The organism is Marinobacter sp., from assembly GCF_041690615.1.
Classification (GTDB): Bacteria; Pseudomonadota; Gammaproteobacteria; order Pseudomonadales; family Oleiphilaceae; genus Marinobacter.
Map to the genome: position 1 here is coordinate 13,316 of NZ_JAWLGY010000009.1, position 16,550 is coordinate 29,865.

Below are 16,550 nucleotides of genomic sequence, written 5' to 3' on the forward strand. Positions count from 1 at the left end.
CTACCCTTTTCCTGACGCCGCCTTTTCGATACCCAGATTCGCCAGGGCATCGGCCCGTTCATTGTCCGGTACGCCGGAATGCCCCTTCACCCAGTGCCACTCCACCTCATGGCGGGCGACTTCCTCGTCCAGTGCCCTCCAGAGGTCCTCGTTCTTTACCGGCTTTCTGGCGGCGGTTTTCCAGCCGTTTTTCTTCCACCCGGCCATCCACTCGGTGATGCCCTTGCGAACGTATTGCGAGTCGGTATAAAGGTCAACATGGCAACCGCGGGTCAACGCCCGTAGCCCCTCGATGGCGGCCATCAGCTCCATCCGGTTGTTGGTGGTGACGGCTTCACCGCCACACAGTTCTTTCGATCTGTCGCCATAGCGTAGCAGGACGCCCCAGCCCCCCGGCCCCGGGTTACCCTTGCAGGCGCCGTCCGTATACAACGTTACACGTTTGCTCATCTTTGTTCCGCAGTCAGCATCCTTCGGCGTTACGCCCGGTGTCTTCCCGGTACCGGGCCTGTCGTGAGGCGCCGAGTGTACCGGGTGTAGGCAAGGGAATCACCTTGCCGGGCCGCCATGAACGGCGGCGGGCTACCGGGGCGCATACACGCTTGCTCGCGAGTATGCAGTAATAGGCGCCCAGGGGCAGCATCCCCTGCGTCCCCATATACTCCAGTACGCTGTGACGTTCGAGAAGCCGCTCGTTCTGTACCGGCAACCGGAAGAAATAACTGCCTGAGCTTTCCACCGTGCAATCAAGCAGGTTGAGCCAGTCCTCCATTCTGGATCGAAGCAGAAAACGACCACCCCAGGGGCCCTTGCGCCGGCGGCTGAGCAACCGGCGAACACCCCAACTGCTCAGCGGATTGAATCCCAGGACCAGCAACTGCCCTCCGCCCCTCAGCACACGGGCGGACTCCCGGAGCACCTGGTGGGGCCAGGCCGAGAAATCCGCGCTGTGGTGCAGAATGACGAGGTCGATGGATGCAGATGGAAAAGGCAGCTCGTCAGGATCACAGACAACGACCCCCTCCGGCAGCTCGGAGTGCCAGTAGGGCGTTGCCAGGATGTGCTGGGTGAAATCGGTATCGGGCGCCAGTGGCAGGCGGTGGCTCAGGGCTATATGTAGCTGACGGGCACCGCCGAGATCCTGTACGTGGGTGTTGACACAGGCCCGCTGATCCTCGAGCAGCGCCTGGCCAAGGGAGGAGTGAAACCAGTTCTCCAGATTCCGATGGGAGACCCTGTAATCCGGCCGTTTTCCCATGGAGCGCCGGAGCCGCCGCCATTGATCCCGATTGCCTTGTGCCATCCTTTCCCCCTCACCTGCGCGGGAGCCTCGTTGAGCTTCCCTTGGGCACAGACTGTCTGATGCTCTATGATAGCAGTGACTATCCTCCACCTGAACCGAGGCCCCTATGCTGAGTATTACACCAATTCCGGCGTTCTCCGATAACTACATCTGGTGCCTGGCAGATTCGGAGTCCGGCAAGGCACTGGTGGTCGACCCCGGCCAGGCGGCGCCGGTGGCCGAATACCTGGAACGCCAGGGCCTGACCCTGGACACCATCCTCGTCACCCACCACCACCCGGACCATACCGGAGGCATTGCCGAACTGCGCAGCCGCTTTCAGCCGGAGCGCATCGTGGCGCCCTCGGATTCCCCGTTTGCCGACGGTACGGATACCGTTCATGCCGGCGACGAAGTGGTGTGGCAGAGCCTGACCTTTGAGGTACTGGCCACACCCGGCCACACCCTGGACCACATCGCATATTTTTCCGACACCGAGGTGGCCGGTCACCCGGTGCTGTTCTGCGGTGACACCCTGTTCGCCTGTGGATGTGGCCGCCTGTTCGAGGGCACACCGGGGCAGATGGTTGAATCACTCGCCGGGCTTCGCAACCTGCCGGACAATACCCTGGTCTACTGTGCCCATGAATACACTCTCGCCAATCTGCGCTTTGCCCGTGCCTGGCTGCCCGACGACCCGGCCCTGGCCGCTTTTGAGGAACACTGCCGGGCACTCAGGGACGACGACAAACCCACAGTGCCCGTTACGCTGGGTGACGAGAAGCAGCGCAATCCTTTCCTGCGCTGGGATGACCCGGCGGTTATACGGGTGGCCACCGAGTATGGGCGCGCCCAGGGACTCGTTACCGACAGTGACAGCGGCGTATTTGCGGCAGTTCGTCACGGCAAGGACCATTTCTGATCCGTTATACTGACTGCGCCCCGGCCCCGGGCGGACGATCGCCCGCCGGGGAACGCTGTTGCGATCACGTAACGCGGGTTTCATTGACCCGGGTTGCCGGCACACATAGAATCGCCAACGTTTCAAAGAACCCGATAACCCCGCTCGGAAGCCAGGGAACATAGCGGAAGTCTGTCCGACTTTCCTGCCATGCAGACTTCCAGGCCCCGTCCGAGCCCTGGAATGTCGATTATGATGGCTAGACGTACCACCACCCTCACCCTCCTTACCGTATTGCTGACCGGCTGTTCCTCGACCCCCGCGTGGTTCGGCAAGAATGATGATGCCGTGCTCGACACCCACCAGCAGACGGTGGCTGCCGGAGATGAAGCCCTGAAAGAGTCCGTGGAAGGTCGTCGCGACGATGACACCACCGAGCTGGATGACTCCATCGAGCCCTCTCTCAAACAGACGGCCGAGAACGCCCGCAACCGGCTCGACTCCGGCGAGGTGACGGGGGAGGAATCCGCCAAAGAGGAGCGGGATCTGTGGACCAGGCTGCGCAACGGCTTTGACATGGATCACGAACAGGGTGACGAAAGGGTTCAGCAACAGCTTGACTGGTATGCCCGTCATCCGGCCTACATTGAGCGGGTGGTGGAGCGGGGGCGCCGCTACCTGCACTACATAGTCGAAGAAACCGAGCGCCGCGGGCTGCCCACGGAATACGCCCTGCTTCCAGTGGTCGAAAGTGCCTTCGATCCGTTCGCGTACTCCCATGGCCGTGCCTCCGGCCTCTGGCAGTTCGTTCCCGGCACCGGTCGCCATTTCGGACTGGACCAGAGCTGGTGGCACGATGACCGCCGTGATGTGATTGCCTCCACCGACGCCGCCCTCACCTATCTGGATCAGCTCGCCCAGCGCTTCGACGGTGACCCCACCCTGGCACTGGCAGCTTATAACAGTGGTGGCGGCACCGTGAACAGCGCTATCCGTCGCAATAACCGCCAGGATAAACCCACCGACTACTGGTCACTGCAGTTGCCGAAGGAAACCCGGCACTACGTGCCCAAACTGATTGCCCTGGCAAAGATATTTGATGACCCCGAGGCCTATGGCATTACCCTGCCGTCGCTGGAGGACGAGCCTTATTTTGAAGTGGTGGAAACCGGAGGGCAGATCGACCTGGCCCACGCTGCAGAACTCGCCGGCGTCGACGTGGACGAGGTCTACCTGCTCAACCCGTCCTTCAACCGCTGGGCAACACGTCCGGAAGGCCCCCATCGCCTGTTGGTGCCAGTGGCCAGCGCTGACCGGTTCCGCCAGGAAATCGCCTCCCTCGACCCGGACACCCGGGTCTCCTGGGAAAACTATCAGGTACGCTCCGGGGACAATCTGGGCGCCATCGCCCGTCGCTACAACACCACGCCTTCGGTTCTGAAGGAAGTCAACAAACTCAGAAGTGACATGATTCGGGTCGGCCAGCAGTTGCTGATTCCCTCCGCCCGGGCTGACCAGGACAACTACCGCCTGAGTGAGGGCCAGCGCATTGCAAGCAAACAGGCAAGCGCGGGCCGGAGCAGCGGTGGCGAGCGTGTCGAGCACCTGGTCGCCCGGGGCGACACCTTCTGGGATATTGCCCGGGAGCACGGCGTCAGCGTACGGCAGGTGGCGGCCTGGAATGGCATGGCTCCGGGGGACCCCCTGGTACCGGGCCGCAAGCTGGTGATATGGTCGAAGAATGCGGGAACCGCTTCGGGCACCCGGGTTGCCACCAACAGCCGCTCCGGAAGCAATCGCTCCGGAATGGTCCGCAAGGTAGGCTACCGGGTACGCCAGGGGGATTCCCTGTCGACCATTGCCAACCGGTTTGCGGTTAACGTCCGTGATATTGCAGCCTGGAACGACCTGAGCACCTCCCGTTATCTGCAACCGGGGCAGAGTCTGGTACTTTACGTGGATGTACGGAACAGCCCCTGAGTTTTCCGGTCCAAGGTTTTCAAAAGTTTCCCGGGGCTGTTTTATCGGCAGCCCCACCAACAACAACGGGTACGACAACAGCTATGGCCAGCCCAAGGATTTCCTGCTTTTCGTCCTGCTTACTTCTACTGGGCACCCTGACATTAACCGCCGGCTTCGCCACGGCGGAGACCCCGACAAACGACTCTCCTCCCGGTCCTGAAAAACCTGTGCATGGCCTGGCCATGCATGGGGAACCGGCCTATGGCCCCGGCTTCGAGCACTTCGACTACGTCAATCCGGAAGCCCCCAAGGGCGGTCGTCTGAGACTGGCCGTGAGGGCCAATGGCTATGACAGCTTCAACCCGTTCGTGGTGCGCGGTGTTGCTGCGGCCGGTATCAACAGCTACCTTTACGAGACCTTGCTGGTCTCATCCGATGACGAGCCGTTCAGCGCCTATGGGCTGATCGCCGAAAGCATCGAGACGCCGGAAGACCGCAGCTATGTTGTGTACAACCTGCGTCCGGAAGCCCGGTTCCATGATGGCCATCCCATCACTGCCGAAGATGTCGCATTCACCTTCAATACCCTGATGGAAGACGGGCACCCGTTTTACCGCAGTTACTATGGCGGGGTGGAAGAGGTTACCGTGGAATCCGAGCACCGGGTACGCTTTGACTTCGGCGACACCGATAACCGGGAGCTACCGCTGATTCTGGGCCAGATGCCCGTTCTGCCGGCCCACTACTGGGAAGAACGGACATTCGGGGAGAAAGGCCTCACTCCGCCCCTGGGCAGTGGGCCCTACCGTATAAAGGAGTTCGAAGCCGGTCGCTACATCGCCTATGAGCGTGTAGACGATTATTGGGCAAAGGACCTGCCGGTTCGCAAGGGGCGCTACAACTTCGACCGACTGCGTTACGATTACTATTCCGACGAAACGGTTTCACTGGAAGCCTTCAAGGCGGGTGACTATGACTTCCGGGTCGAAAGTTCCGCCAAGAACTGGGCTACCGCCTACACCGGTGACCGATTCAGCAATGGGCAGATCGTGACCGAAGCCATTGAACACGAGCGCCCGGCCGGCATGCAGGCCTTCATCTTCAATACCCGCCGTGGACAGTTTGCGGATCCGCGGGTGCGTGAGGCCATTGCCCATGCCTTCGATTTTGACTGGGCCAACCGCAACCTGTTCCACGATCAGTACACCCGTACCAGCAGCTACTTCGAGAACAGCGAACTGGCCTCTTCGGGCCTGCCGGAAGGACGTGAGCTGGAAATCCTCGAACCGTTCCGCGACCAGCTTCCCGAGGACGTTTTCACTGAGGCCTACGCACCTCCCTCCACCGAGGGGGATCAGACACTCCGCGACAACCTGCGTCAGGCGATGGCCCTGCTTCAGCAGGCCGGCTACCGGATCCAGGACGGAACCATGGTGCACAGCGAGAGTGGCGAACGGCTGTCATTCGAGTTCCTGCTTCACCAGAAAAACTTTGAACGCATTGTGCTCCCGTTCAAGAACAACCTGGAACGCCTGGGCATGAAAGTGGATGTGCGCCTGGTGGATACCAACCAGTATGTGGAGCGGGTACAGAATTTCGACTTTGACATTATTAGCCAGGTAATTTCCCAGTCAGACTCTCCCGGTAACGAGCAACGGGATTTCTGGCATTCCTCCGTTGCCGACATCAAGGGTTCTCGCAACTATGCCGGTATCAGCGACCCGGTTGTGGACGCGCTGGTGGAACAGGTCATACAGGCACCGGACCGGGAAGAGCTTGAGCACCGCACCCGCGCCCTGGACCGGGTGCTGCTTCACGGCCACTACGTCGTGCCCCAGTGGCACCTCTCCATGGACCGGATTGCCTACTGGTCATTCCTGGAGCGGCCGGAATCTACCCCGAAGAACGGTATCGATATCAACAACTGGTGGTATGGCAACTGATTTCATGCTGACCACCGCCAACCATCCCTACCACCGGAGCTGATAGCAACCATGGGCGGCTATATACTCCGGCGACTGGCGTTGATTATCCCGACCCTGTTCGGGATCATGCTGCTCAACTTTGCCATCATCCAGGCCGCACCGGGCGGGCCAGTCGAACAGATGCTGGCTCAAATGCAGGGGCATGGCGACAGTGCGCTGAGCCGTGCCGGTGGTGGCGGTGGCGGCGAGGTATCCAGCGGGTCGGACTCACGGGCGTCCAGGGGCATACATCCGGAGCTTCTGGCCGAAATAGAAGCCATGTACGGCTTTGACAGGCCGGCCCATGAACGTTTTTTCCAGATGGTGGCGGATTACGCCCGCTTTGATTTCGGTGATTCTTTCTATCGCGACCGCAGCGTGGTGGAGTTGATCATCGACAAGCTACCAGTATCGATTTCCCTTGGCCTCTGGTCCACCCTGGTAATCTATCTGATCTCGATTCCCCTGGGTATCCGCAAGGCAGTGAGTGACGGCTCCCGGTTCGACGTGTGGACCAGCTCCCTTATCGTGGTCGGCTACGCCATACCGGGCTTCCTGTTCGCCATCCTGCTGATCGTTCTGTTTGCCGGCGGCAGCTATTTCGACATCTTTCCCAACAGCGGCCTGACATCCAGCAACTTTGATGAAATGTCCTGGCCGGAGAAAATCAGGGACTACTTCTGGCACCTGGTATTGCCGGTTACCGCCAATGTTATCGGTGGCTTCGCGACCCTGACCCTGCTTACCAAAAACTCCTTTCTCGACGAGATCGGCAAACACTATGTAGTGACCGCCAGGGCCAAGGGGCTGAGCCAGCGCCAGGTGCTTTACGGCCATGTATTCCGCAACGCCATGCTGATCGTGATTGCGAGCATGCCCGGGGTACTGGTCAGCCTGTTCTTTACCGGATCGCTGCTGATCGAGGTCATTTTCTCCCTCGACGGACTGGGACTGCTGGGATTCGAGGCAGCCCTCAACCGGGACTATCCGGTAATCTTTGGCGCACTGTACATCTTCACTTTGATGGGTCTGCTGCTAAAGCTGGTGAGCGACCTCACCTACGTGGCAGTGGATCCCCGCATCGATTTTGAAAGCAGGGAGGGCTAGGGCTTGTCTCCCATTCAGCAACGTCGCCTGGCCAACTTCCGCCGTAATCGCCGCGGCTACTGGTCCCTGTGGGTTTTTCTCGCCCTGTTCGGGCTGTCCCTGTGTGCCGAGCTGATAGCCAATGACCGCCCTCTGGTGGTGTCCTACAAGGGAGACCTGTACTTTCCGGTGGTTCAGTCAGTGCCGGAAGAAACCTTTGGTGGCTTCCTGCCGTCAGAGGCCGACTACCGGGAGCGCTTTATCGCCGACGAAATCAGCGCCAACGGGTGGATGTTGTGGCCGCCTATCCGGTTCAGCTATGACACGGTTCACTATGAACTGGAGCAGCCTTCCCCTGCTCCGCCCTCGGCGGAGAACTGGCTCGGTACCGATGACCAGGCCCGGGACGTAGCCGCCCGTGTCATCTATGGATTCCGTATCTCGGTACTGTTCGGGCTGATTCTTACTGGCCTGAGCTGCCTTGTGGGCGTTGCGGTCGGCGCCTTGCAAGGTTACTACGGGGGCAGGATCGACCTGTTCGGTCAGCGATTTATCGAGATCTGGTCCGGGTTGCCGGTGCTTTACCTGCTGATCATCCTGTCGGCAATCCTGCAGCCCAACTTCTGGTGGTTGCTGGGCATCATGCTGCTGTTCAGCTGGATGGGCCTGGTGGACGTGGTGCGGGCAGAATTTCTCCGCGCCCGCAACCTGGAATATGTCAAGGCCGCCCGGGCCCTGGGCCTGGGCAACCGCAAGATCATGTTCCGGCACATTCTGCCCAACGCCATGGTTGCGACCCTGACCTTCCTGCCCTTTATCCTCACCGGCGCTATAACCGCCCTGACCTCACTGGACTTTCTGGGCTTTGGCCTGCCACCGGGCTCGCCTTCCCTGGGCGAACTGATCTATCAGGGCAAGGAAAACCTGCACGCGCCCTGGCTGGGTATGTCAGCGTTCTTCAGCCTGGCCCTCATGCTGACGCTGCTGGTTTTCGTTGGCGAAGCGGTCCGTGATGCATTCGACCCGAGGAAGAACTGATATGGGCAGTGTGCTGCGCTTCGATAATCTGACCCTCACGTTCGGTCACGACAAGCCGGTAGTGACAGACCTTTCCTTTGAGGTCCGGCAGGGCGAGACCGTCGCGCTGGTGGGTGAGAGTGGCTCTGGCAAATCTGTCTCGGCCCTCTCCGTGCTAAGGCTGCTGGACGAAGGACTGGTGAGTTATCCCCGCGGGTCCATCTTTTACCGGGGTGAGGATCTGCTGCAGGCGGGCGAGCGCCGGATGCGCCAGGTCAGGGGCCGCGCCATCAGCATGATTTTCCAGGAGCCGATGACTTCGCTGAACCCCCTCCACACCGTGGAGAAGCAGATCAGCGAAATCCTGTCAGTGCACAAAGGGCTCCGAGGGGATAAAGCACGCAACCGGGTCGTCGAACTGCTCGACCTGGTGGGCATCCCCGACCCCCGTGAGCGCCTGAAAAGCTACCCCCACCAGCTCTCGGGAGGCCAGAAGCAACGGGTAATGATCGCCATGGCCCTGGCCAATGAACCAGACCTGCTGATCGCCGATGAGCCCACCACTGCTCTCGATGTGACGGTTCAGAAACAGGTGCTGGAACTGCTCAAGTCGCTCCAGCAACGCTTCGGAATGGCCATACTGCTGATTACCCACGACCTTTCCATTGTCCGTCACTATGCCCGACGGATCGTGGTGATGGAGAACGGCGCCATGGTTGAGCAGGGGGCTACCACCGACGTGTTTACGTCACCGTCACATCCCTACACCCGCAAGCTGCTGGACTCAGAGCCTCCCGAACACCCGGGCGAGCTGGACCAGGGCAGCGAAGAGCTGCTCCGGGTGGACGAGCTGAACGTCCGCTTCCCGGTGGGCAAGTCCCTCTTCGGCCGCACGCGACGCTGGTTTCCCGCGGTTCAGAATGTCAGCTTCCGGCTTCGGCGGGGAGAGACCCTGGGCATCGTCGGCGAAAGCGGCAGCGGCAAGACCACCATCGGCCATGCCCTGCTCAAGCTCACCGAAGGCGAGGGTCGAGTGGCATTTCTTGGTGAACGGATCGATCACCTCAACCAGCGGGAGTTCCGTCCCTGGCGCCGGCGTATGCAGCTGGTCTTCCAGGATCCCTTTGGTAGCCTCAGCCCCCGCATGTCGGTGGGCGATATTGTTCGGGAAGGCCTGGAGGTCCACGGCACTGAAAACCGTGAGGCCCAGGAGCGCCGGGTTATCGCGGCCCTGCAGGATGTCGGACTGGACCCGGAGGCCCGCCACCGCTATCCTCACGAGTTCTCCGGTGGGCAGAGACAACGCATCGCCATTGCCCGGGCCCTGGTTCTGCAGCCGGATATCATCGTGCTCGACGAGCCCACATCGGCTCTGGACCGCACGGTGCAGAAGCAGGTCATCGAGTTATTACAGCAATTGCAGGCCCGTTACCGCCTGAGCTACCTTTTTATCAGTCACGATCTGGCGGTGGTCAGGGCCCTGAGTCACCAGTTGCTGGTTCTGCGTGGCGGCAAAATCGTGGAAAGCGGCCCGGCTGAAACCATCTTCCGGAACCCCGGCACGGAGTACACCCGGGAACTCCTGACAGCCGCCCTGTTCTATCGGCCGCCTGCAACTGAACCGACCGCTGACCTACGACCAATGGACCGTTAGGCAGCGCCACTTCCATCAGGGATAATGCCCGCAAAATTCATCATAGGGAGAATAACCATGGGAATCCTCAGCGGAAAACGCGCACTGATTGTCGGTGTTGCGAGCAAGCACTCAATTGCCTACGGCATCGCCGAGGCCTTTCACGAACAGGGCGCCGAACTGGCGTTTACCTACCAGAACGACAAGCTCAAGTCCCGGGTTCAGGGTTTTGCCGAGGGCTGGGGAAGCACCCTCACCTTTCCCTGTGACGTTGCCTCCGATGAAGAAATCGACCAGGTATTCGCTGACCTGAAAAAGCACTGGGACTCCATCGATATCATCGTGCATGCAGTGGGCTTCGCCCCGGCCCACGAACTGGACGGCAACTATGTGGACGTTACCACCCGGGAAGGCTTCCGCATTGCCCACGACATCAGCTCATACAGCTTTGTGGCCCTGGCCAAGGGCGCCCGCAGGGAGGGCCTGCTGAACGAAAGCAGTTCCCTGATGACCCTGTCGTACCTGGGCTCCGAGAAAGTACTGCCGAACTACAACGTCATGGGCCTAGCCAAGGCCTCCCTGGAAGCGAGCGTACGTTATATGGCGGTGGCCCTGGGTGGCGACGGCGTGCGTGTGAACGCCATTTCCGCCGGCCCCATCAAGACCCTGGCCGCCTCCGGTATCAAGGCGTTCCGCCGGATGCTCAACGAGAACGCCGGTCGCGCTCCGCTCAAGCGGAACGTCACCCAGAAAGAAGTGGGCAACGCAGCGGCTTTCCTGGGGTCCGATCTGGCCAGCGGCGTCACCGGCGAAGTGATGTACGTGGACTGCGGCTTCAACATTACCGGAATGGGCACCCTGGAAGACTGAACAGGCCCTTGCCAAGCCCGGGCCTGGCCCGGGCTGAGCCCCCTATTCCACCGCCATGATCCGGACCATGGCCTCCACCCACGCCAGGTAGCCCTCGTCAGCCGTGTCCAGCACACTGAGCCCTGACTGCCACTGCCCCACTGTTTCTGACGGCCGACACCAGATCACCTCAACCGTCAAAGGGAAGCCACCCCCATGGCCCGGCAATTCCATCCGCGCCGGTAGCAATGCCCCGGCTGGCAGGGGCTCGTTGGTTTCCAGTCTCATGCCACCCGTGGACACATCGTAGCTACTCGCACGAATAACCCTGGCGTCATCGCCACCATCGGGCTCTGCCGCCTCCAGCTCGAGGGTAACGGTGGTCCGGCCGGCAAGGCGGTACTCTGTGCGCTGGTCCCGCTCCGGCTCGGTTTCCGGGTGTCCAAATGAATACGGATCTCTTGTCATAGTGCTGCATCTGTCTATGTGAAAGCGGGCGCCCGGTTAACGCCCCACCCGGATACGGCCCACTACCCGGCTCAGGGTTTCATCAAACTCCGCCGGGGCGCCGAGAATCCGGGCCTTACCGGCCAGCAGGTGGTCCACCAGTTCGTCGATGGTAAGCTCGGTTCGATTGAGCCCAAGCCGGTCGACGAAAACCAGTTTTCGGCGGGCGTTGATTCGCACCGCGAGTTTCAGTCGGCGTTCATGAGGCTCCGGCCGTTCACTGTGCAGGGCGATCCAGCCGCCGGGCCCCAGCCTGTCCACCTCGGCCGTCGCCTGCTCACGGGCGGCTGCGCGGGCTGCCTCGAGCCGTGCCGCCTCCTCCTGCAGGGCGCGCTCACGGGCGTGCTGGCGTTTCCGCTCGGCCTCAGCCTCGCGACGGGCCTCGGCTTGCTGGCGCTCCCGCTCCTGTTCCTCCTTTTGCAATCGCACCTGCTCCGCCTTCTCCCGGGCACGACGCGCAGCTTCCTGGCGCTGCCGACGCTGGGACGCCAGCACCCGGCTCAGCGCCGATACCGTATCATCCAGAACCTGACCAAAACGGGTCAGTTCCGGTAACGGCCGGATGGCACCCGCATCCAGGGCCTGAAGGAACGTGGGCCATAACGTCATACCCAGCCGCACCCCAAACCCGTTACTCCACAGGATCTCCGTGGTCTCCGGGAAACAGGCCAGGAAAAAACGACGTTGTTCCTTCGCTCCGGCACCCTCCACAAACCATCGTCCGCGCAAACCGTTCAGCCTGTCTTCGGGTACCGCCTGCAGATCCAGCCAACGACTGTCAGGATCCAGCACCGCCAGCTGCGATCCGGTGGAAGCAGCACCGGCATCACCCCCACGGAGTCGCTCCACCAGCACCTGCTCGAGCGCCGCAAGGGCCTCCTGCGGCGGTGCTTCCTGCCAGATCCGGTGCCAGACCTCGGATACACGGTCTGCCAGTTGCTCTCCCACCTGGTACAGGCGTTCAAGATTCTGGCCGGACAGTGACGGATCACCCACCCACACCATCCATTCCAGCAGGCGCTTGCCATGGCGCCAGTTCTCGCCATCTGGCCCTTCCCGCCAGACAATCTGGCGCAGCAGTGGAACCCAGTGATCAACCAGGAATGCCTGGACTGCCGGCGGAAGCCGGCGGCCTTCAAGAGCCCTCCCCGTGACGGCCCGCGCCACCTGATCAGCGCGGCGTTGCCGTGCCGCTCCCGCCTCGGTTTCCAGTAACCTCTCGTGTAGCCGGCTGGAATGCTCCTTGCGCCGCCGGGCGTCGGTATGCCATTGATCACAGTAGTCTGAGAAAGCAGACAGGGACGGTATCCGGAAGGCGTCCTCAATCACCACCACCAGCCGGTCCAGCTTCTCCAGCAGCGCCCGGGAGGAACGGCCTCCGGAGTCACTCCAGCCGCGCCAGTCAGTGAAACTGTCCAGCCAGGGTACAAGTAACGCCAGAAATGACTCGCCGCCGTCTGCTGCGAGCTGCCACGCCAGCGGGTAACGCAGTCGGGCCAGCCGGGAGACCAGCACCGGATGTAAGCCGGACGAACGCAGGAAAACGTCCATTATGCGATCCGCCAGGTAGGCTGAGTTGACCTGCTTCACTGACCAGGGGCCATCCATCGACCTGAGCAGATCACAGACCCGCCGGTCACTCTGATCGTGCCATTGCGCCTGTAACAGGGCGCGCCAGTCCACCGGCCGGGCCACCTGTCCGACGGGATAGGGGAGGTCCGGTACCCTAAGCTCCCGGAGTACTGCTTCAACGGGCTGGGGCAAGGCACTGGGCGGGGTCTGTTCAGGCATGGGAACGGGCGTCAGAATCGGGCACTGTGGGATCCGCGTATGGATAGGGTGTCACATTGCAGCATGGGAAGCATCCCGGGTCCAGCCCGAACCGATCTCGTGAAAGCCGCGGCGCGTTGCATTGACCTGGCAAATGGCGCAGTATATCGGTCCGTCAAAATAACCACGAAAAGCCCTGCGAGGCACAGCCAGCAAGGCTTTCAAGAGAGAGCACCAGGAACACAACAGTATGTCCGGCAAGCAACTAGAGAATCTGAACGTGGCCAGTCAGGAGCCACTGATTACCCCGGAAGCCCTGAAACGGGAACTGCCCCTCACCGACAAGGCCGCGGCCACCGTCACGGAAGGTCGACAAACCATCTATGATATCCTCGACGGCAAGGATCACCGCCTGTTCGTGGTGATTGGTCCCTGCTCCGTGCACGATGTGGAAGCCGCCCTCGAATACGCCCGGCGCCTGAAAGCCCTGGCGGACGAGGTCAGCGATACCCTGTATATTGTCATGCGCGTGTACTTCGAGAAGCCGCGCACCACGGTGGGGTGGAAGGGCCTGATCAATGACCCGCACCTGAATGACTCTTTCGATATCGAGCAAGGCCTGCACATTGGCCGCCGCCTGCTTCTGGACATCGCGGAAATGGGCCTGCCCACTGCGACCGAGGCCCTGGATCCGATCTCTCCACAGTACCTGCAGGACAGTATCTCCTGGTCCGCCATCGGAGCCCGCACCACGGAATCCCAGACACACCGGGAAATGAGCAGCGGCCTGTCCATGGCCATCGGGTTCAAGAACGGTACCGACGGCAGCCTGGATGTGGCGGTCAACGCCATGAAGTCAGTCTCCCACCCCCACTCTTTCCTGGGCATCGACCAGCAGGGCAAGGTAGCCATTATCCGGACCCGGGGCAACCAGTACGGGCATGTAGTACTTCGCGGCGGTGGCGGCAAGCCCAACTATGACTCGGTGAATGTTGCCCTGTGTGAACAGGCGCTGGATAAGGCCGGCCTGCGCAAGTCCATCATGGTGGACTGCAGTCACGCCAACTCCAGCAAGGACCCGGGCATTCAGCCCCTGGTGATGCAGGATGTAGCCCACCAGATCGTGGAAGGCAATCGCTCCATTCAGAGCCTGATGGTGGAAAGCAACCTGAACTGGGGCAATCAGCCGATTCCGGAAAACCTGGCTGACCTGAAGTACGGCGTATCGGTTACCGACGCCTGTATTGACTGGGAAACCACCGAAAAGGCCCTGCGCGAGATGCGGGAGAAACTGAAGGACGTGCTGCCCCGCCGTCTGGGCTAGTCAGTCGCAATATCCGGGCGGGCCGGTGGTCCGGCCCGCCCGGTATAGCCCTTTCCGGAAACCTTACGGCGTTTCCTCTCCATCCGTAGCCTGTACCGCAGCCATCCAGTCCAGCCGGCTCCGCAGACTCACTACTTCACCGATGATCACCAGCGTCGGTGCCGGCACCTTCCTTTGCCTGACCCGTTCCACGATATCCTCCAGGGTGCCGCAGACCACTTCCTGTTCCGGCGTCGTACCACGGGAAACCAGTGCCACTGGCATCTCCCGGCGCATGCCATGGGCTGTCAGTTCCCGGACAATAACCGGCAGACCGACGAGTCCCATGTAGAACACCAGGGTCTGGTGACTCTGCACAAAATCATTCCACGGCAGGTCACAGGTGTCATTCTTGAGGTGGCCGGTCACAAACCGGACAGACTGGGCATGGTCGCGATGGGTCAGCGGGATGCCGGCATAGGCCGCGCACCCGGACGCAGCGGTAATTCCCGGCACCACCTGGAAGCGCACCCCCGCCTCTGCCAGGGTTTCGATCTCCTCACCACCACGACCAAAGATGAATGGATCACCACCCTTGAGCCTTACCACACGGCGCCCTTCCAGCGCCAGGGTCACCAGGCGCTGGTTGATCTGTTCCTGGGGCACACTGTGATTGGCCCGCTGCTTGCCCACATGCACCATTTCGGCGCTGTCGGGTATCATGTCCAGAATGGGCTGGGAAACAAGGCGATCGTAGAGCACCACCTCCGCTGACTGAAGGATACGCCAGGCCTTGAGGGTCAGCAGTTCCGGGTCACCCGGACCCGCCCCCACCAGGAAAACCTCACCGGCAGACGAGTTGGGGTTCCGTGTAACCGGGTTGGCCCGGTAGCGGGATGGCAGTCGGACACCGTCATTACCCTTCAATGGTGCGTTCCCGGGCCGCCCTGCCCCTGTTTCTTGCCTGCTCATACCGCTCCGTTCCGTTGGTGTCATTGAATCCTGTCAATGCCTCGCATATAGGGGCGCAGTACCTCCGGCACCTCTATGGAGCCGTCAGCCTGCTGGTAGTTTTCCATCACCGCAATCAGTGTGCGGCCCACGGCCAGCCCGGAACCGTTCAGGGTGTGCACGGGTTCTGGTTTGCCGGTGTCAGGGTTCCGCCAGCGTGCTTGCATACGCCGTGCCTGAAAATCCCGGGTGTTGGAGCAGGAGGAAATTTCCCGGTACTGATCCTGGCCCGGCAGCCACACTTCCAGGTCGTAGGTACGGGCGGCAGAGAAACCGATATCGCCGCCGCAGAGCTCGACCACCCGGTACGGCAGATCCAGCAATTGCAGGATTTTCTCTGCGTGGCCGGTCAGCTCTTCCAGGGCCGCATCGGACTCTTCGGGACGCACCACGTGGATCAGTTCCACCTTGTCGAACTGGTGCTGCCGGATCATGCCGCGGGTATCACGACCATAGGACCCGGCCTCACTGCGGAAACAGGGCGTATGGGCAACGAACTTCAATGGGAGCCGGGCATCATCAATAATGCTGTCAGCTACCAGGTTGGTCACCGGCACTTCCGCGGTGGGGATCAGGTACAGGGGATGCTCGCCCACAGTGCGGAACAGGTCTGCCTCGAACTTTGGCAGCTGGCCGGTACCGTACAGGGTATTGGCGTTCACCATGTAGGGAACATAGGTTTCCTCGTAGCCATGCTCAAGCGTGTGCTGATCCAGCATGAACTGGGTGAGCGCCCGGTGCAGCCGGGCAATGGCACCACGCATGGCCACAAACCGGCTGTGAGCAAGGCGGGTGCCCGCCTCGAAATCCATACCACCCAGTTCTTCACCAAGGCTTACATGGTCCTTGACCTCGAAGTCAAAGGTACGGGGCTCACCCCAGCGGCGTATCTCAACGTTATCCGCCTCACTTTCGCCTTCCGGTACGGTCTCGTCCGGAACATTTGGGATACCGGAGAAAAACGCGTTGAGCGCTTCCTGGACCGAACGAAGCTCGTCCTCGGCCTCTGCCTTCTGGCGCTTCAGGTCTTCCACTTCCTGCAGCAGGGGCTGGATATCCTCACCGGCCGCCTTGGCCTTGCCAATGGACTTCGAACGGCGGTTTTGCTCGCTCTGTAACGTCTCGGTCTGCACCTGGATGGCACGGCGCTTCTCTTCAAGCTCGTTGAACACATCCCGGTCGAAGGTGAAGTGCTTGATGGCCAGACGGCGGGCAATCTCGTCGGTTTCAGCGCGGACGCGTTTGGGGTCGAGCATGGCAATCCC

13 protein-coding genes and 1 pseudogene are annotated in these 16,550 nt (G+C 61.3%); 8 read left to right on the forward strand and 6 right to left on the reverse strand.

Translation table 11 applies throughout. From position 1 onward, the window contains the following. Positions 1-450 carry a ribonuclease HI gene (rnhA, locus tag ACESMZ_RS08155; RefSeq protein WP_372956851.1) on the reverse strand — a complete coding sequence of 150 codons (450 nt, stop codon included), beginning with the start codon at positions 448-450 and terminating at the stop codon, positions 1-3. Positions 451-463: 13 nt separating this feature from the next. Further along, positions 464-1,303 carry a class I SAM-dependent methyltransferase gene (locus ACESMZ_RS08160; protein WP_372956850.1) on the reverse strand — a complete coding sequence of 280 codons (840 nt, stop codon included), beginning with the start codon at positions 1,301-1,303 and terminating at the stop codon, positions 464-466. A 106-nt stretch (positions 1,304-1,409) separates the two neighbouring features. Here ACESMZ_RS08160 and gloB point away from each other — a divergent pair, with 106 nt between their 5' ends. The 7 genes from gloB (at position 1,410) to ACESMZ_RS08195 (ending at position 10,715) form a co-directional block, all read left to right on the forward strand. Next, positions 1,410-2,204, forward strand: a complete 795-nt coding sequence (gene gloB, locus ACESMZ_RS08165) for a hydroxyacylglutathione hydrolase (protein ID WP_372956849.1) — start codon at positions 1,410-1,412, stop codon at positions 2,202-2,204. Positions 2,205-2,435: 231 nt separating this feature from the next. Continuing rightward, the gene (locus ACESMZ_RS08170) at positions 2,436-4,163 is read left to right on the forward strand and encodes a LysM peptidoglycan-binding domain-containing protein (RefSeq protein ID WP_372956848.1); all 1,728 of its coding nucleotides are present in this window, start codon (positions 2,436-2,438) and stop codon (positions 4,161-4,163) included. A 224-nt stretch (positions 4,164-4,387) separates the two neighbouring features. After that, positions 4,388-6,088: an extracellular solute-binding protein gene (locus tag ACESMZ_RS08175; protein WP_372956847.1), complete on the forward strand. Its 1,701-nt coding sequence runs from the start codon at positions 4,388-4,390 to the stop codon at positions 6,086-6,088. Between the two features lie 51 nt (positions 6,089-6,139). Further along, the gene (locus ACESMZ_RS08180) at positions 6,140-7,216 is read left to right on the forward strand and encodes a microcin C ABC transporter permease YejB (protein ID WP_372972470.1); all 1,077 of its coding nucleotides are present in this window, start codon (positions 6,140-6,142) and stop codon (positions 7,214-7,216) included. Positions 7,217-7,219: 3 nt separating this feature from the next. Beyond that, positions 7,220-8,233, forward strand: coding sequence for an ABC transporter permease (locus ACESMZ_RS08185; protein ID WP_372956845.1), 1,014 nt, complete (start codon positions 7,220-7,222; stop codon positions 8,231-8,233). Position 8,234: 1 nt separating this feature from the next. After that, positions 8,235-9,866: an ABC transporter ATP-binding protein gene (locus ACESMZ_RS08190; RefSeq protein ID WP_372956844.1), complete on the forward strand. Its 1,632-nt coding sequence runs from the start codon at positions 8,235-8,237 to the stop codon at positions 9,864-9,866. Positions 9,867-9,923: 57 nt separating this feature from the next. Further along, positions 9,924-10,715, forward strand: coding sequence for an enoyl-ACP reductase (locus ACESMZ_RS08195; RefSeq protein ID WP_372956843.1), 792 nt, complete (start codon positions 9,924-9,926; stop codon positions 10,713-10,715). 42 nt (positions 10,716-10,757) lie between these two features. On the opposite strand, the gene ACESMZ_RS08200 is transcribed toward ACESMZ_RS08195, so the two are convergent. Both ACESMZ_RS08200 and ACESMZ_RS08205 read right to left on the reverse strand, forming a co-directional pair. After that, positions 10,758-11,162: a PilZ domain-containing protein gene (locus tag ACESMZ_RS08200; protein ID WP_372956842.1), complete on the reverse strand. Its 405-nt coding sequence runs from the start codon at positions 11,160-11,162 to the stop codon at positions 10,758-10,760. A gap of 36 nt (positions 11,163-11,198) precedes the next feature. Beyond that, on the reverse strand, positions 11,199-12,992 hold the full coding sequence (locus ACESMZ_RS08205; protein WP_372956841.1) for a DUF1631 family protein: 1,794 nt from the start codon (positions 12,990-12,992) through the stop codon (positions 11,199-11,201). A gap of 229 nt (positions 12,993-13,221) precedes the next feature. Here ACESMZ_RS08205 and ACESMZ_RS08210 point away from each other — a divergent pair, with 229 nt between their 5' ends. After that, positions 13,222-14,295, forward strand: coding sequence for a 3-deoxy-7-phosphoheptulonate synthase (locus ACESMZ_RS08210; protein WP_372956840.1), 1,074 nt, complete (start codon positions 13,222-13,224; stop codon positions 14,293-14,295). A gap of 63 nt (positions 14,296-14,358) precedes the next feature. Here ACESMZ_RS08210 and cobA read toward each other — a convergent pair. Together cobA and serS are read right to left on the reverse strand one after the other, a co-directional pair. Continuing rightward, positions 14,359-15,150 (reverse strand): annotated as a pseudogene (cobA, locus tag ACESMZ_RS08215) (uroporphyrinogen-III C-methyltransferase); the annotation flags it as partial. Positions 15,151-15,266: 116 nt separating this feature from the next. Continuing rightward, complete coding sequence (gene serS / locus ACESMZ_RS08220; RefSeq protein WP_372956839.1) at positions 15,267-16,541, reverse strand: serine--tRNA ligase; 1,275 nt, start codon at positions 16,539-16,541, stop codon at positions 15,267-15,269. Between the last annotated feature and the right edge of the window lie 9 nt (positions 16,542-16,550).

Bases quoted from the DNA above. Each gene is read 5' to 3' on its own strand.
- rnhA (WP_372956851.1), bottom strand. From the start codon at position 450: ATGAGCAAACGTGTAACGTTGTATACGGACGGCGCCTGCAAGGGTAAC.
- ACESMZ_RS08160 (WP_372956850.1), bottom strand. From the start codon at position 1,303: ATGGCACAAGGCAATCGGGATCAATGGCGGCGGCTCCGGCGCTCCATG.
- gloB (WP_372956849.1), top strand. From the start codon at position 1,410: ATGCTGAGTATTACACCAATTCCGGCGTTCTCCGATAACTACATCTGG.
- ACESMZ_RS08170 (WP_372956848.1), top strand. From the start codon at position 2,436: ATGATGGCTAGACGTACCACCACCCTCACCCTCCTTACCGTATTGCTG.
- ACESMZ_RS08175 (WP_372956847.1), top strand. From the start codon at position 4,388: ATGCATGGGGAACCGGCCTATGGCCCCGGCTTCGAGCACTTCGACTAC.
- ACESMZ_RS08180 (WP_372972470.1), top strand. From the start codon at position 6,140: ATGGGCGGCTATATACTCCGGCGACTGGCGTTGATTATCCCGACCCTG.
- ACESMZ_RS08190 (WP_372956844.1), top strand. From the start codon at position 8,235: ATGGGCAGTGTGCTGCGCTTCGATAATCTGACCCTCACGTTCGGTCAC.
- ACESMZ_RS08195 (WP_372956843.1), top strand. From the start codon at position 9,924: ATGGGAATCCTCAGCGGAAAACGCGCACTGATTGTCGGTGTTGCGAGC.
- ACESMZ_RS08200 (WP_372956842.1), bottom strand. From the start codon at position 11,162: ATGACAAGAGATCCGTATTCATTTGGACACCCGGAAACCGAGCCGGAG.
- ACESMZ_RS08205 (WP_372956841.1), bottom strand. From the start codon at position 12,992: ATGCCTGAACAGACCCCGCCCAGTGCCTTGCCCCAGCCCGTTGAAGCA.
- ACESMZ_RS08210 (WP_372956840.1), top strand. From the start codon at position 13,222: ATGTCCGGCAAGCAACTAGAGAATCTGAACGTGGCCAGTCAGGAGCCA.
- serS (WP_372956839.1), bottom strand. From the start codon at position 16,541: ATGCTCGACCCCAAACGCGTCCGCGCTGAAACCGACGAGATTGCCCGC.